The 16545-nt window shown below is 36.1% G+C and carries 16 protein-coding genes and 1 tRNA gene; 10 read left to right on the top strand and 7 right to left on the bottom strand.

What is annotated here, in order from left to right:
* Nucleotides 1-28 precede the first annotated feature (28 nt).
* Nucleotides 29-1507, bottom strand: coding sequence for a dipeptide/tripeptide permease DtpA (dtpA, locus tag PPBDW_RS19560; protein ID WP_036791810.1), 1479 nt, complete (start codon nucleotides 1505-1507; stop codon nucleotides 29-31).
* Nucleotides 1508-2349: 842 nt separating this feature from the next.
* Here dtpA and PPBDW_RS19555 point away from each other — a divergent pair.
* The gene (locus PPBDW_RS19555; RefSeq protein ID WP_036791807.1) at nucleotides 2350-3120 is read left to right on the top strand and encodes an iron-containing alcohol dehydrogenase; all 771 of its coding nucleotides are present in this window, start codon (nucleotides 2350-2352) and stop codon (nucleotides 3118-3120) included.
* 329 nt (nucleotides 3121-3449) lie between these two features.
* On the opposite strand, the gene PPBDW_RS19550 is transcribed toward PPBDW_RS19555, so the two are convergent.
* Together PPBDW_RS19550 and PPBDW_RS19545 are read right to left on the bottom strand one after the other, a co-directional pair.
* Nucleotides 3450-3590 (bottom strand): hypothetical protein, encoded by a 141-nt coding sequence (locus tag PPBDW_RS19550; RefSeq protein ID WP_155521680.1) that lies wholly within the window; start codon nucleotides 3588-3590, stop codon nucleotides 3450-3452.
* Nucleotides 3591-3636: 46 nt separating this feature from the next.
* On the bottom strand, nucleotides 3637-4068 hold the full coding sequence (locus tag PPBDW_RS19545) for a hypothetical protein (protein WP_146145977.1): 432 nt from the start codon (nucleotides 4066-4068) through the stop codon (nucleotides 3637-3639).
* Between the two features lie 674 nt (nucleotides 4069-4742).
* Here PPBDW_RS19545 and PPBDW_RS19540 point away from each other — a divergent pair.
* The 9 genes from PPBDW_RS19540 (at nucleotide 4743) to PPBDW_RS22975 (ending at nucleotide 10543) form a co-directional block, all read left to right on the top strand.
* Nucleotides 4743-4985 (top strand): hypothetical protein, encoded by a 243-nt coding sequence (locus tag PPBDW_RS19540; protein WP_036791784.1) that lies wholly within the window; start codon nucleotides 4743-4745, stop codon nucleotides 4983-4985.
* Between the two features lie 256 nt (nucleotides 4986-5241).
* Complete coding sequence (locus PPBDW_RS19535; protein ID WP_036791802.1) at nucleotides 5242-6393, top strand: iron-containing alcohol dehydrogenase; 1152 nt, start codon at nucleotides 5242-5244, stop codon at nucleotides 6391-6393.
* A 233-nt stretch (nucleotides 6394-6626) separates the two neighbouring features.
* Nucleotides 6627-6702, top strand: a tRNA-Gly gene (locus PPBDW_RS19530).
* Between the two features lie 349 nt (nucleotides 6703-7051).
* The gene (locus tag PPBDW_RS19525; protein ID WP_036791800.1) at nucleotides 7052-7714 is read left to right on the top strand and encodes an HAD family hydrolase; all 663 of its coding nucleotides are present in this window, start codon (nucleotides 7052-7054) and stop codon (nucleotides 7712-7714) included.
* Between the two features lie 909 nt (nucleotides 7715-8623).
* Nucleotides 8624-8836 carry a transcription antiterminator/RNA stability regulator CspE gene (cspE, locus tag PPBDW_RS19520; protein ID WP_036791798.1) on the top strand — a complete coding sequence of 71 codons (213 nt, stop codon included), beginning with the start codon at nucleotides 8624-8626 and terminating at the stop codon, nucleotides 8834-8836.
* A 339-nt stretch (nucleotides 8837-9175) separates the two neighbouring features.
* Entirely contained in the window at nucleotides 9176-9385 is a 210-nt protein-coding gene (locus tag PPBDW_RS19515; protein WP_036791796.1) for a hypothetical protein, read from the top strand.
* Nucleotides 9386-9610: 225 nt separating this feature from the next.
* Nucleotides 9611-9823, top strand: a complete 213-nt coding sequence (gene cspE, locus PPBDW_RS19510; RefSeq protein ID WP_036791795.1) for a transcription antiterminator/RNA stability regulator CspE — start codon at nucleotides 9611-9613, stop codon at nucleotides 9821-9823.
* A 52-nt stretch (nucleotides 9824-9875) separates the two neighbouring features.
* Nucleotides 9876-10088 (top strand): cold-shock protein, encoded by a 213-nt coding sequence (locus tag PPBDW_RS19505; RefSeq protein WP_036791793.1) that lies wholly within the window; start codon nucleotides 9876-9878, stop codon nucleotides 10086-10088.
* Nucleotides 10089-10300: 212 nt separating this feature from the next.
* Complete coding sequence (locus tag PPBDW_RS22975) at nucleotides 10301-10543, top strand: hypothetical protein (RefSeq protein WP_481133198.1); 243 nt, start codon at nucleotides 10301-10303, stop codon at nucleotides 10541-10543.
* 276 nt (nucleotides 10544-10819) lie between these two features.
* Here the strand turns inward: PPBDW_RS22975 and PPBDW_RS19500 are convergent, their stop codons facing one another.
* The 4 genes from PPBDW_RS19500 to PPBDW_RS19485 all read right to left on the bottom strand — a co-directional run bounded on the left by PPBDW_RS19500 (nucleotide 10820) and on the right by PPBDW_RS19485 (nucleotide 16317).
* Nucleotides 10820-11287 (bottom strand): DUF4234 domain-containing protein, encoded by a 468-nt coding sequence (locus PPBDW_RS19500; RefSeq protein WP_036791790.1) that lies wholly within the window; start codon nucleotides 11285-11287, stop codon nucleotides 10820-10822.
* A 312-nt stretch (nucleotides 11288-11599) separates the two neighbouring features.
* Nucleotides 11600-12751, bottom strand: a complete 1152-nt coding sequence (locus PPBDW_RS19495) for an iron-containing alcohol dehydrogenase (protein ID WP_036791787.1) — start codon at nucleotides 12749-12751, stop codon at nucleotides 11600-11602.
* 256 nt (nucleotides 12752-13007) lie between these two features.
* Complete coding sequence (locus tag PPBDW_RS19490) at nucleotides 13008-13250, bottom strand: hypothetical protein (RefSeq protein WP_036791784.1); 243 nt, start codon at nucleotides 13248-13250, stop codon at nucleotides 13008-13010.
* 541 nt (nucleotides 13251-13791) lie between these two features.
* Nucleotides 13792-16317 (bottom strand): GH92 family glycosyl hydrolase, encoded by a 2526-nt coding sequence (locus PPBDW_RS19485; RefSeq protein ID WP_036791779.1) that lies wholly within the window; start codon nucleotides 16315-16317, stop codon nucleotides 13792-13794.
* Nucleotides 16318-16545: the final 228 nt, after the last annotated feature.

The following is a 16545-nucleotide window of genomic DNA, read 5'->3' as shown; positions in this document are numbered from 1 at the left end:
AATTTCATAATAACCCTCTTCAAATAAATTATACGAATACAACCTTAGTCTCTTTTGACTCTCCACGAATAATACGAGTTAATAAAGGCGCAGTAATTAACGTTAAGACTGCAATTACTGCTGTAGTATATCCAATAAAACTAAATATATGCTTATAAAGTGCGAGTGTTTGATGAGGATTTATAATACCGGCAGGTGCTGCTGTTAATGTTGCAACCCAGCCAGCGAACACCGCGGCAGTGGCTAACGTTAAGAACCACATTCCCATAGCAAATCCCATCATACGTTGTGGAATAAGTTGAGCAACCATTGCTAAACCTAGCCCCGAAACAAGTAACTCACCAACAGCTTGAAAAATGTAAGATAATACCAACCAGTTAGAACTGATAATGCCATCGCTATTTGCAAAATGAGCACCAAGCACCAAGACTAAAAAAGAGAAGCTACTAAATACCATCCCAATTGCAAACTTAAATGGCATAGCAAAACGATCACCATATTTATTATATATAATTGCCAGCATAGGACTTACAGCCATAACCCATAATGAATTCAATGCTTGAAATTGCTCAGGAGCTACCGAAAAGCCAAATAAATCATGAGAGACATTATGAATCGCAAAAAAGTTTACCGATGTTGGCATCTGAAGAAATGGTACAAAAAATATGACACCTTGCAACATCAACAAAAATGCGACAATCATTTTTGCACGTTCAAGATCATGACTTAAAAATAATTCACGGAAATACAAAAAAACAATAATGATACCAACAATGATCAAGATTAAATGCGCATAAAATAGATGCTGTAATAAAATTGAACTGATAAAACTCAATATAATAGCACCGATTAAAATCCCCAAATAATGAGTACGATTAACTGGTCTCATATCGGGCTTAGATCCAATATGTTTTACTATCTTACCGCTGATAATAAAATTAGTAATAGTAATAACAAGACCTGCAGCACTGACCCCAAAGGCAAAACTATAACCAAAATTTTCAGCAATCCATGGCGTTAATAATATAGAGAAAAATGAACCTAAATTTACTGCCATATAATACATTGTAAATGCACCATCAAGACGTGGATCATTTTCACCATACGTTTTAGCTAATAGGCTTGATGGATTTGCTTTAAATAAACCATTCCCCATAGCGATAAAACCCATCGCAATATAAATTAAACTAGTATCACCGTAATGACTACTTGCTGATAATCCTAATAATGCATAACCAACCGTTAGAATTATCGCCCCAAGATGAATAGTACGTTTAGTCCCTAATATTTTATCACCTACCCACCCGCCTATAGCAACAGATCCAAAAACAAGTGCAGTGAAAGCACCAAATAATGTGAATGTCGCTGATTCTGACATCCCAAGAATTTTAACCATATACACAGTTAAAATAGCTTGCATTCCATAGAAACCAAATCGTTCCCAAAACTCAATTGAAAAAATCAAATAAAACGGTTTGGGCTGCTTAAATACGTTCCCATTAGACATAAATTAATTCCTAAATAATTCAAAAAAATAACAACTTTAACTGTTATTATTTCTTACACGCTATGGTTAAAAAACAAAATAAATAATAATTATCACTGCATATAATTAGTTTAAAAATAAAATACGCTAAATTTACAAATGTAAAATTAGCGTACTAATACAGGACTACGACATGCTAAAAAGGATTTCCAATAGGCTAACATCATTACCTTAACAATATTTATATAATTAATTCATTAATAATAAGTTAATCGTATAAACATAAATACAAAGTAAAAAAATCATAATAATAATTATATTTATAATCAAAACCATTATTACTAAATATAAAAATAGTATTTCTTAATTAGATATAAAGCATAAGTTAGATAATATTACTCGAAGACGTAATATCTCTATTATAATAAAAAACACATCCAAGAATTTTACATATATTTATTATAACAACACATAAACGATATTATCTGTTAATGAAAATGAATAATAATCAGTAGTCATTATCTAATCGCCCTGCTGTTAATAGATTTTCCAACATTATTAATAATTCATAACTAGTTGATTCTTTAAGTATATAAATAATTCTTAGTCTTTAATCAAAATATCTATTAGTAACAAATAATTTCAAATGATAATCAAACACACCAATTTGTTATCCACCCTCTAATTATTACCAAATGGTAATAGTGTTTTTGATTTTAGTTTCATTGTTGATTAATTAGTAATTGTTATTATAGCCGCATTACATCCTCCTACAGTATATCCCTCAACGTAAACTCAAATTCAGACTTATGGCTATCGCGGTAAGTCACTATAAATTATTTAAAAATTATCGAAATTTTACTATGAGCAATGTATTTTACATGCCACCTGTAACGTTAATGGGTCCTAATGCTATTCAATCTTTAGGGGCTGAATTAGCGTCAAAAGAATTGAAAAAAGCGCTTATCGTCACTGACGGTGTGTTAGTTGAAGTGGGTCTTGTTAGCAAACTTACTGATGAGCTAACCGCTCACGGTATTGATTACGCAATCTATGATGGTGTTCAACCTAACCCAACAGAGAAAAACATCGAAGACGGTCTTACTCTACTTGCACAAAGCAATGCAGACTTCGTGATTTCATTTGGTGGTGATTCTTCTCACGATACTGCAAAAGGTATCGCATTGGTTGCTGCTAACGGTGGTCATATCCGTGATTACTCTAAAGGTGTGCACCTATCTAAGAAACCACAACTACCATTGGTCACAGTGAACACTACCGCGGGTACAGCATCAGAAATGACGGTATTTGCAATTATCACTAATCAAGAAGATGAAACTAAATACCCTGTGGTTGATAAGCACTTCACACCTATTATTGCGGTTAACGATTCAGAGCTAATGGTCGCAATGCCTAAGTTCCTAACGGCAACCACAGGAATGAACGCATTAACTCACGCGATTGATGCACTCTCTGAAAAAGTCGGTACTAAGCAACGTTTAACTGATTTGGGTGTAACAGAAGACAAGCTCGCATTCATGGCACAAAATGCCCTAAATGATGCCTGCTCTTTAACCAACCCACGCAAAGCAAGCCTAGAAGAAATCGTAAATATCTTCAAAGCACGGATGTAATTACCTCGGCTACGAGTAATTACGCTGTTAATAAAAAGGCCACTGAGTAATCAGTGGCCTTTTTATCTGAATATATCTGATATTTTACGCTATACACATCATAATAAATTCTAACTTTGACATATACATTAGCTAATTATCCAACATTTATATCTAATAACAATATTCATAACTAAAGCTAAAAAGCTGTTATTAGAATAATAGCTATTGATATCACGGCTGATCTAACCTTGTATATCAAACTATTAATATCATTTTATCCACCTGATTAATAAGATATTAATCAATCTCTAACTTATACGCTGAAATAGTATTAATAGTTGATATATTTAACTTAAATAAATAGCAGATAAATCACACTCATTAATTAATCCTGCCGTATCACAAGATCCTGAGTGGAAAAAATCAAGATAAACACCAAATATTAATATTACTAACAGGGCTATTATTATTTTATTTACTAATGTCACAAATCCACCTTTAGCTATTACCAATTTAATCATTTAATAAGTTAAATTATTTAAGTTCGTGGAATACTTTATTAAAACCAACGGTTGAATAAGTAAGATTTTCAATTGTCACGCCATCTTTAGTCTTGAACTCATTTAAAATATATTGAGTTCCAGCCTTTGTTTTAGGGTTATAGCTTTTCATTTGCCCTTGTAACTGCGCTTGCATAACGATCTTTTTACCGTTAACCATGATTGGGGAATCAACCTCAATCATTTTTATACCTACATCATCGGCGCTATTGTCAGTTACCATAATGACTGAAAATACCAAGCCACCATCACCTTTTTCAAACGATGAAACTGCTGTCACTCCCCCTTGCTTAACCTGAGGAGAACCAATGACACCATTATTAGTAATAATCCAACCTGTTGAAGCACTTACAGTAAATGATGTTAATAAAGAAGCAAGAGCGAACGTTTTAAGAGCAGCTTTCATTAATATACCTATTTGGTTTGGATTGAACATTTCATTTAGTTTACTAAGCATCCATGCTGCATATACAAGACTATTGCTTGCATTCATTTAAGGCGTAGATGGTATTGATACATGCAATACTATGCAATTCTCTATTGGAAGATTGATTATCATTAATACAGTGTTTTGTTTACATGTGTAAACATTTTAATACGAAAGGTTTTCTTTCCATCCATTATTTAACTCGCTTACCAACCTTTCCATAACCAACCGATTTATCTCGCTCTTTTAACAATGAAACCGTATTTAAGATCATGTCATGACAAAACTTTATCTCACATCCATCACATAGAATGACCATTAAAAATGCTTTGTTGTAACTATCACCAATACCTAAATAACTCTTATATACTGACGTACTGACTAAACTCTCATCATTATTTACTGAGATAGTTTGACCTGAATACTAATGTATGGTTTTGCTTTCTAATATTCGATTACAACACTCACTCTATATTTGTTCACCCCATAATAGATTGAATTACCACTACTGGATAAAATAATAATTATTACCATTGAGTAATAATCTTTTGATTTTTTGATATATTGTTTGTTTTTGTGTAATTGTTAATATGGCCTCATCGAAACGCAGACAGCGTTCAGCAATAATAATAAAGATTAAGGTTAGACAACTCATGAAAACAGTTATTAAAGCAATTATCGCTACCGCTATTATCGCCACTTCTTACACGGCATCTGCACGTGATGGCGCATTTACAGGTAACGTTAGTTTCAACAATCAAGCTAACAATGCTGTGGTTGCAAGCCACTACGCAGTCAATGGTAGCGCTGATAAATCACATTCAGGCATTGTGGTTACTAACAAAAATACCCACATGAGCTTTAATGAAAAACTGCTATCAGCCGCTGATAAGTAATATTTCACTACTATGGTAAACAAACGCTTATTACATCTTTTTATTATTACATTTAAGTAAAAGTGTTTTGGTTTTATCTCTATTGTTACCAAATGGGTGGGGTGTAGAATGACGACATCGACACCAACAAGAACAAATAAACTCGATATAGCTTCTTACGCTATCACCCCTTTATAACGCGCTATCAAACAAATTCAGACTTATGGCTATCGCGGTAAGTCACTATAAATTAATTAAAAATTATCGGAGTTTTACTATGAGCAATGTATTTTACATGCCACCTGTAACGTTAATGGGTCCTAATGCTATCCAATCTTTAGGGGCTGAATTAGCGTCAAAAGAATTGAAAAAAGCACTTATCGTCACTGACGGTGTGTTAGTTGAAGTGGGTCTTGTTAGCAAGCTAACGGATGAGCTAACCGCTCACGGTATTGATTACGCAATCTACGATGGCGTTCAACCAAACCCAACCGAGAAAAACATCGAAGATGGTCTTACTCTACTTGCACAAAGCAACGCTGATTTTGTGATTTCATTTGGTGGTGGTTCTTCTCACGATACTGCGAAAGGTATCGCATTGGTTGCTGCTAACGGTGGTCATATTCGTGATTACTCTAAAGGTGTGCATTTATCTAAGAAGCCACAATTGCCATTGGTAACAGTGAACACAACGGCGGGTACTGCATCAGAAATGACGGTATTTGCGATTATCACTAACCAAGAAGATGAAACTAAATACCCTGTAGTTGATAAGCACTTCACGCCTATCATCGCGGTTAACGATTCAGAGCTAATGGTCGCAATGCCTAAGTTCCTTACTGCAACCACAGGTATGGACGCATTAACGCATGCGGTTGAAGCGTATGTTTCAACGGCTGCGACACCAATTACTGATGCATCAGCAATCAAAGCTATTGAGTTGATTGTTAATAACTTAGAAGCAGTAGTCGCTAACGGTCAAGACCGTGAAGCACGTGATGCAATGCAGTACGGTGAGTACTTAGCGGGGATGGCATTCTCAAATGCTTCTCTCGGTTACGTACACTCAATGGCGCACCAATTGGGTGGTGTTTACGACTTGTCACACGGTCTATGTAACGCCATCCTATTGGCTGAAGTATCACGCTTTAACGCACAACAAGTACCTGAGCGTTTTGTTGATATTGCTAAAGCAATGGGTATCGACACTGCAGCGATGACCCAAGAGCAAGCGGTTAATGCCGCTCTAGAAGCGATTGATGCACTATCTGAAAAGGTAGGTACTAAGCAACGTTTAGCTGACCTGGGTGTTACTGAAGACAAGTTAGCATTCATGGCACAAAATGCCCTAAATGATGCCTGTTCTCTAACCAATCCACGTAAAGCGAGCTTAGAAGAAATCATTAATATCTTCAAAGCACGTATGTAATTACCCTGACTATCGGTAATTACTTGTAGACAAAAAGGCCGCTAAAGCGGCCTTTTTTAGATCTGGATGTTGATGAAGGATAATTGGTATATTTAACCGTCGATTATTTATGCAATCCGAGATTGTAACCCCTGCTCATCAAGGTTAAGTTCAGGATTATTGTCATAGCATGCTTATAGAGAATAACCACCCGTAGTGGGATGTCATTGGCTATTCTATTTAATGTTAGAAGTGCGGGCTTCGTATAATGGTATTATGTCAGCTTTCCAAGTTGAAGAAGCAAGGTTCGATTCCGGGCAGCCTGCTCCAACATTATAACCACTCATGATGAGTGGTTTTTTTGTATCTAATTTCTAAGATCTCATCAAAACATCACTCCGTTATAGCTTACTAATCACATCTAAAATCTACTATTCGATAACCAGCAAACACATCGTCACAAAGGGCGGTATTAATATGAAAGATTTTATGTGAACTGAGAGCTGTAAACCCACGAGCTTATTATTTAATGCGTATCTAATTGAGCATCGTCACAAAAATAGTTTAAGTCTAGTGATAAATTTATTTAAAAGGCATTGCTTAAATAAATGTACTGTTCCTTAGTCTATCTCTTTTGAATAACCATTTTTTTAATTGTAACAAATGGAATATTATCTTGATGAACACAATTACAGTACGTGGTTTCATTTTTGACGTAGATGCAACATTGGTAGATACAACCTCTGTAATCGATGAAATCTGGAAAGAATGGTCTGCAGTGAAGCAGCTTAATTTTACCGATGTTCGTCCATTCGTACATGGTCGAAAAATAAACGAGACGTTAGCTGAAGTTAATCCTAAGTACGATACTGAAGACGGTGTACTTGAGGTGAAACGCATCGCTGTCGAGAAGATGAAAAAAGCCAAAGCAATCACAGGAGCATTAAAGTTTGTTAATCAAATTCCTAATGGAATGTGGAGCATTGCCACTAGTGGTCCTCGTCAAGTTGCAGCAACAAGTCTAAAAGCTTCAGGATTTAACCTTCCTGATGTCATGGTCTGTGGTGAAGATGTCACCCACGGTAAGCCACACCCAGAACCGTTTTTAACTGCAGCAAAGCAATTAAACCTTCTTCCACAACAATGTGTCGCATTTGAAGATTCACCTGTTGGAATCAGATCAGCACATAAAGCAGGTTGCTTTACTATCGCTCTTACAACTAGTCATGCAAAACATGAGCTTGAAGAAGCTAATGTAATTATTGATGATTTCGCTGATATCAACTTAATCTTTACTAAAGACAAGGAGATTACCCTCGTTTTTCATAAATGGTTGAACTAATAAACATTGAAATAGACGTAGTTATTAATGTACCTTTTCACGGCGTAATTACTTGGTTGTGTATTAAAAATATTTTAACATAAAGCTAGAAACAGCTTTGTTTTACATACTTCTTCTACAGTCGTGCCTCCTTTGTTTCTGTGGTTCAACCAGGCAAAAAAAGCTTTGCAAATGTTTTGTCTCATTCGGGTAACGATCAAGGCTACTAAGTTAAACTGGCACATCAATCGAGCAGCGTATCACCGCTGCACCACTTAGGCTCTACTGCGATATGCTGGAGAGTACATCTACTGAAATGACGGGTTATATACGTCATTGTAGATGGTGAGTAGAAAAGACAAGCCTTGATGAGTGATCAAGGCTTTTTAGCGTATGGTGAATAATGTATTTAACAATAAGACAATGAAGTGACTCTATATGTTGTAACGTTCAAGTATGAAAAAATCACTCTAATTGACGATCATTTAACCTCAAACTTATTAGCACGACACTCATACAATACTAAATTTAATTTTCTTACTAACAAATATTAGCTAGCATAATTATTCAAATTAAAAATCGGCGGCTTATTTGGTGATGATGAGTGTTCTTTATGGTGTTGATTTATAAGTAAAATAAATACTTACCCTTTGCCATGAACAGAATAAAAAGAAGATTGTTCATTTTTCTTTGAATATTTATGTTGACTTAGTTAGGTATTACTCTATTATTGACCTCGCTCTGTTGTTCAGAGTTATTAATTACAAAATGAAAAATCAAGTCCAAGTAAAACCACAGATACATCTTCTTAGCAGTTTTTGTCCTCAGTTGTTTCCCTTAGCTTCATCATCATAGCAATTTAATAATTCAACTCTCAGCTCGTCGTATTTTCGCGACAAATTTCTGAATATTAAAAATTAAGGGACACATATGTCTAATTCAAATACTGGTCTAGTAAAATGGTTTAACGAAGAAAAAGGTTTCGGCTTTATCACTCAAGATAATGGCGGTGCTGATGTATTCGTTCACTTCCGAGCTATTGTTTCTGAAGGCTTTAAAACATTACTTGAAGGTCAAAAGGTTTCTTTTGATGTAGAAAATGGCCAAAAAGGTCTGCAAGCTGCTAACGTTGTAGGGCTATAAGAATTTAAGTTGGCGCAAAGAGCCATATGCTATTTGCGCCGCTTTGAAAAGTAAAAATAATTAGTTATACCGTACCATCGAAAATAATAACCACTTCTAATATCTACTTTTGTTTGTATTTGTCGTTACGTTCCTATTTCCCTCGTTACCTATAATAAATAGATTTTATACTCATTTTATAATTTGAATGTACTAAGAAAAATCAAAAACACGCATTTAAGTTAATGATAAAGCTAAGGATATGCTTATGTCTCGAACTCTTGGTCGTAAACGATTTTGGTTTCAACAAAACCGTCCTGTAAATACAATAGATACACAAACAAAAGAAGCGATAAAATAATGAACGTAAACTTTAATTTATTAAAAAATAAACATTCTTGGAATTCGACTATTCATCAGTTAAATAGTGATGTATTAACTCGACATGTATTAATAAAAGGCAATGTTGATAATCCTGATATTAATTTCACATATTGTGAAAAAACCTGTAAAGGCGATATTACTAACGCTGATAATAAACTCATTGGTAATTTCACCATCTCTTATTAATAGCTAAAGGGTATTAAATTAATCGAATAAACGAATTCGCTTAATTTAATAATCTTACTCGCTGAAAATTGAAATTTGTCATCCTTTTCGTAGAAGAAAACTGTTTATCGCTGCATTTATGTTGTTTTATCCGTGTTTCCCTTTGCTTTCTCGATAGTTCAAACATCGTTATTTCGGCCGTCGCGTGTTGCGACACCTCAATGAAATAAATATAAGGGACACATTATGTCTAATAAAACACTTGGTTTAGTAAAATGGTTTAACGAAGAGAAAGGTTTTGGTTTTCTAACTCAAGACAACGGTGGTGCTGACGTATTCGTTCACTTCCGTGCTATCGCTTCAGAAGGTTTTAAAACCTTGGCTGAAGGTCAGAAAGTATCATTTGAAGTAGAGCAAGGTCAAAAAGGTCTTCAAGCTGCTAACGTTGTTGGCTTGTAATTAGATAATTCGTCTAATTTCTTACTTATTATTTAATTATCAAGGATATATTATGTCTATCAAATCAACTGGTTTAGTAAAATGGTTCAACGAAGCTAAAGGTTTTGGCTTCCTATCTCAGGATAATGGCGGTGCTGACGTATTCGTTCACTTTGCCTCAATTATCTCTGATGGCTTTAAAACACTTGACGAAAATCAAAAGGTTTCTTTTGATGTAGAAAATGGGCCTAAAGGCCTACTAGCTACCAATGTTGTTTGCTTATAAGAATATATAAATAAGTGCAGCAATGTTGCATTTATTATTAATCTCATTTTTGAAGTGTGATTAAGAGAAGGCCCATCGAGAAATCGATGGGCCTTTTTTATTTCTATTATGTTAATTTCATAATAGACAAGGTATACCAAAAGGGAGTATTCATCTAATGCGATCCTATACGCGGTAACGTCCATATACAACAAAGGCCGCCTAAGCGGCCTTTGTTGTATTCTGCTGATGAAGCAAAAGCTACATACGTAGAACTTAAACCGTATATTGATAATCCTGATATATCTAATAAATCCCAAATTATTCCAATAATTAGAAGTTTGGGGAATGTGTTTATATGTTTGAGTGTTGGAGAATACAATAAAAGATTTGTGTATTTATTGGATTTTGATTTTGGCTGTTTTTTATTAGACACAAAGTTGGATGATTTTATACAGAAGCTAATAAATGCTTAACTACTTTGTTTGGTTGTGGAGGCGGTAGATAGGCGATTTTCTTGAGGTAGGTGTTTACGTGTTTGCTGTTATGGCAGGCAATGATTATTAACACCGTTATAAACGTTAGCGATATAGGCTTGCACAAGCGAAAGGCAAATACTGAGGTATAAAAGGATAATGTAGCTGAAAGTTTAACTATCACTTGAGGTTGTATGTAATAACGACGGTTCGTTTGTTGTTTCTTAAGCCGCACTCATACATTGTGCGGCTTGGTGTTTTAGCAACGGGAAGGGGTTAGTTTACATGCTCTGTTGCTTGCCCATTGAGTATTTGTTGTTTATTCAATGCTTCTGGAAGGTCATTAACGCAATAGTTTATATAGTACATATTAAAAAAGAAGGTATAAAAAACATTCATCTTTAATTCAAATCTAAATTCATTAAGAGCGTATTTTTGAAGTACTTTTTTAGCCTTAAAAGCCCAAACAATATAAAGAACTGTTGAAGATATAGATAAAATAGCACCTAACACAAGGAATAAGCTTTGATTATGACGAGAAAAAAAACCACCTAATCCAACACAGACAGCAATCCAAATTATATAGGTGTCACCAGTGATTTTAGATTTGGTAATGTCACTAATCGTTAGATTGCTTCTATACAACCATAGTAAAGGGTATATACCCATAGTTGCGATGGATAATAGAAACAGGTTAAGGGTTTTTGTGTCTATGTTATTTTTTAAAGTTGAAATATTACTCATTATGAATGCGTCAATTAGATATAAGTGTTACTGCATATAATGTCACATTAATCACATAAATAAAGAGTTTATTATAGTTTTCAACCATCTAATTAGTCAGTATTATTTGTTTTAGGAATGTAAGTTTTATTAAAAAATCATATGATACTACTTGGTTATAAGCTGGTGAAAAATATATTAATTAATGAAAGTATCTCATGTAATGATAGTCGCAGGTTAAATACACCAATTATCCTTCATCAACATCCAGATCTAAAAAAGGCCGCTTTAGCGGCCTTTTTATTTAAGAGTCATTACCGATAGTCAGGGTAATTACATACGTGCTTTGAAGATATTAATGATTTCTTCTAGGCTCGCTTTTCGTGGGTTGGTTAGAGAACAGGCATCATTTAGGGCATTTTGTGCCATGAATGCGAGTTTATCTTCAGTAACACCCAGGTCAGCTAGACGTTGTTTTGTACCTACCTTCTCAGAGAGTGCATCAATCGCTTCAAGGGCTGCATTTACTGCTTGCTCTTGTGTCATCGCTGCAGTGTCGATACCCATTGCTTTCGCAATATCAACAAAACGACCTGGTACTTGTTGTGCATTAAAGCGTGATACTTCAGCCAATAGGATTGCGTTACATAGACCGTGTGACAAGTCATAAACACCACCCAATTGGTGCGCCATTGAGTGTACGTAACCTAGAGAAGCATTTGAGAATGCCATACCGGCTAAGTACTCACCGTACTGCATTGCATCACGTGCTGCACGGTCTTGACCGTTAGCGACTACTGCTTCTAAGTTATTAACAATCAACTCAATCGCTTTGATTGCTGATGCATCAGTAATTGGTGTCGCTGCTGTTGAAACATACGCTTCAACTGCGTGCGTTAATGCGTCCATACCTGTGGTTGCAGTGAGGAACTTAGGCATTGCGACCATTAGCTCTGAATCGTTAACTGCGATGATAGGCGTGAAGTGCTTATCAACTACAGGGTATTTAGTTTCATCTTCTTGGTTAGTGATAATCGCAAATACCGTCATTTCTGATGCAGTACCCGCAGTTGTGTTCACTGTAACCAATGGAAGTTGTGGTTTCTTAGATAGATGCACACCTTTAGAGTAATCACGGATATGACCACCGTTAGCAGCAACTAATGCGATACCTTTCGCAGTATCGTGAGAAGAACCACCACCGAATGAAATCACGAAGTCAGCGTTGCTTTGTGCAAGTAGAGTAAGACCATCTTCGATGTTTTTCTCAGTTGGGTTTGGTTGAACGCCATCGTAGATTGCGTAATCAATACCGTGAGCGGTTAGCTCATCCGTTAGCTTGCTAACAAGACCCACTTCAACTAACACACCGTCAGTGACGATAAGGGCTTTTTTCAATTCTTTTGACGCTAATTCAGCCCCTAAAGATTGGATAGCATTAGGACCCATTAAGGTTACAGGTGGCATGTAAAATACATTGCTCATAGTAAAACTCCGATAATTTTTAATTAATTTATAGTGACTTACCGCGATAGCCATAAGTCTGAATTTGTTTGATAGCGCGTTATAAAGGGGTGATAGCGTAAGAAGCTATATCGAGTTTATTTGTTCTTGTTGGTGTCGATGTCGTCATTCTACACCCCACCCATTTGGTAACAATAGAGATAAAACCAAAACACTTTTACTTAAATGTAATAATAAAAAGATGTAATAAGCGTTTGTTTACCATAGTAGTGAAATATTACTTATCAGCGGCTGATAGCAGTTTTTCATTAAAGCTCATGTGGGTATTTTTGTTAGTAACCACAATGCCTGAATGTGATTTATCAGCGCTACCATTGACTGCGTAGTGGCTTGCAACCACAGCATTGTTAGCTTGATTGTTGAAACTAACGTTACCTGTAAATGCGCCATCACGTGCAGATGCCGTGTAAGAAGTGGCGATAATAGCGGTAGCGATGATTGCTTTAATAACTGTTTTCATGAGTCGTCTAACCTTGTCTTTATAATTGTTTGTCAACGCTGTCTGCGTTTCGATGGGGTCATATTAACAATTACACAAAAACAAACAATACAATCAAAAAACAAAAGATTATTACCTACAGGTAATAGTTATATTGAATAACGACTTGGAATACACGAGAGTTAGCATATAAAAGGAGGATCTTGAACAAAAGCGCGCACTAAAAGTCCCCATGCCACACTAAGGTGAATCAGAGGATAACCAGAACTAAATCAGAATGATAATCAAGGAAGGACTGCCTCGTAAGCTAATTGTTCAGAATCAACTTAACGAGGCATAAGATTTTCGTAGCACAATAAATTTATTATCAAACATTAGCTTAAACAATAGTTGTTGTTTTATTTTGTGGCTTTGACCTCATAATTACTGCTTCAAATTAAAAAAATCCGAATCTAGTTACACAAACTCGGATTTTTATCATTTATAATCAACAACTAATAATATTATAACTATCTTTTATTTAACCATTATCACGAAAGTTTAATACCTTTTTGTAATAAAATTAGTTATTGCTTGGCTTTTTATTGGTCATCACGAAATGCAGTTCGCCACCAGCGCGTATTTCATCATGTGCAAACGTTAAGTGAGTATTAAGAGGCTTGCCATTAATTGTCACCGACTCAACATACAAGTTATCAGGACTATTATTTTCAGCGGTGATTGTAAATTGACCACCAGCAACATCAAATTTCACTTCATCAAATAATGGCCGCCCAATGGTATAGATTGGCGCACCTGGGTTTACTTGATAGAAACCTAACGCCCCCATAATGTACCAAGCTGACATTTGACCGACATCTTCATTGCCAATTAAACCCGCTTTGGTGGGATGGAAAAATTGTTTCATTGCCTGATCGACATACTCTTGAGTTTTCCATGGCTCTGCGGTCCAGTTATATAGGTATGGCACGTGATGATCAGGCTCATTACCCATAATGAACTGACCAATATAACCTGTCATATCCCCTTGTGAGGTATCAGCTTTATCGTTGGCAATAAATAATGCATCTAAGTTCTGCAAGAAGCTCGCTTCACCACCCATGGTCTGTTTTAAACCATCAATATCATGCGGTGCAAACCAGCTCCATTGCCAAGTATTACCTTCCGTAAAATCTTGACCACGGTGCTCGGCGCGATAAGGCCAGAAAATATCAAACGATGTGGCATCACTAATATCACAGTCTACTGGTAACGGCGTAATTGGATCACCTTGGCTATCAATAGCACATGATGGATAGTTATTTACCCATGAACCATCATGATTTTTAGGGCGCATAAATCCAGTCGCACCATATTTACCATACTCAGCTTTATCAAGATCAAAGTAAGGCTTATAAGCTTGTGAACGCGCTATATAACGGTCATATTGCGCTTCATTACCGGCTAACTTAGCAATTTGAGCAATACACCAATCGTAATACGCATTTTCTAAACCGTATGACACCGATTCATTGACTAACTCATCATATTTATCTTGGGCAACGCCACCATCTTGCGGCTGTTTTTTAGCATCGGCAGGTACATAACCATGCTGCTCAGCATATTCACCATGACGGGTCATGACCGTAAAGCGTTTATCACCATTCCAAGCATCTTTATAAGGTACCCAATCTTGCGTAATAGTAAGATCAAAGTTCGCTGACACATCGGCTGCTTTAAGTGCTAATTCAAAATCTTGCTGAGTAAATGCCTCTGGATATTTAACCATTACATCGGCAATGACTGATACCGCCGGATAGCCAACCATTTCACCGGTGTAGTCAGAATGTAATTCCCACTTCGGTAATACCCCACCTGTTTTAAATTTATTCATTAAATCATGGGCATATTCAATAGCGCGATCTTTATCAATAATGGTTTTAAGTGGGTGTGCAGCGCGGAAAGTATCCCACATTGAATACACCGAATAGTTAGTAAACCCCGCTTCAGCTTGATGTACCTTGCCATCCATACCACGGTATTTACCATCAACATCTTGATATACAAATGGGGCAATATAAGTACGGTAGAGTGACGTGTAGAACATGGTTTTATCTGCTTCAGTGCCACCTTTAATGGTAAATTTATTGAGCACATCAGCCCATTGCTGCTGATTATCTGCGACCACATCATCAAAATCATAGCCATTAGTGTCAGCACTTAAGTTCGCTATTGCGCCATCAATACCAGTGCCAGAGATAGCAATTTTAACGGTGATCGGTTGCTTACCCTCGCCAAAGTTTAAATGGGTCACTACATCACGGACACGATCACGCTTATCGCCATAACCTTGATAATCAGCTAGGCCAACTTCCGTCACTGCTGTTTGTTTACCATCAACATAAGCCATATGGCCACTGAACGGTTCTGAAAATTCAGCATAGAAATACACCGTTTGCCACTGACCCCATTCATTACTGGTACGGGCTCCTGCAATCGCATTATCAGCGACTTTTTTATAGTAGATACTGCGTGAATGGTTACCATACTGCTCTAACAGTTCATGTTGTAAATCAATTTTTACTTTACGATCAGTACCCTCTGGGAAACTATACCGCTGAAAAGCAACCCGATCAGTGGCAGTTAATTCAGCTTTTACTTTGGTTTCTAAAAGATCAACCGCGTAATAGCCAACTTTTGAGATCTCAGTCTGCTTATCCATCGTCACTGCTGTCGAATGAAAGCCAGTATAGGGTAGAAAAGCGAAATCATTGAGATCACCTTTACCCGCACCAGAAATATGCGTCGTACTAAAACCCGACAATTGATTTAAATAATGATGATAATCCGAAGGTGAGCCTTTACCGCCCCAGTTATTAGGATTCCAATTATCAGGGCTTGGCTGAATCATACCTTCAGGAGTAACAGGGCTTGGATTAACGTTGCCTAAACCATCAGTGCCAATCAAAGGATCAACATATTTTAATACCGCCAATGTTGGCTGATGATCATCTTTATTGGTAGACGATCCTGATCCATTATCATGATTACACCCACTAAGACCTATCGAGAGTGCGATTGCAGCAGCAACTATTGACAGTTTAAACATCGTATATCCATCCCTATATTTAGTGGCATCCATCCCTTACCAGAACGATGACAATATTTATTAAAACAACCAAAGAAATGCGCTTGATGTAATTTATTATCAGTCCTAATCGCTAATAATAAATATCACTGCGTTATTGGCTGTATTATTAAGAATAAAAAAATAAGGTGATATAGGATAAATTACGCATTCACAGCATCTTTGTAACCGCAATAAATAGCTGTGAGT

It is taken from the genome of Photobacterium kishitanii, from assembly GCF_000613045.3.
Taxonomy (GTDB): domain Bacteria; phylum Pseudomonadota; class Gammaproteobacteria; order Enterobacterales; family Vibrionaceae; genus Photobacterium; species Photobacterium kishitanii.
Note: the sequence above shows the minus strand (reverse complement) of the source record. Positions and strands in the feature narration are given on the sequence as shown.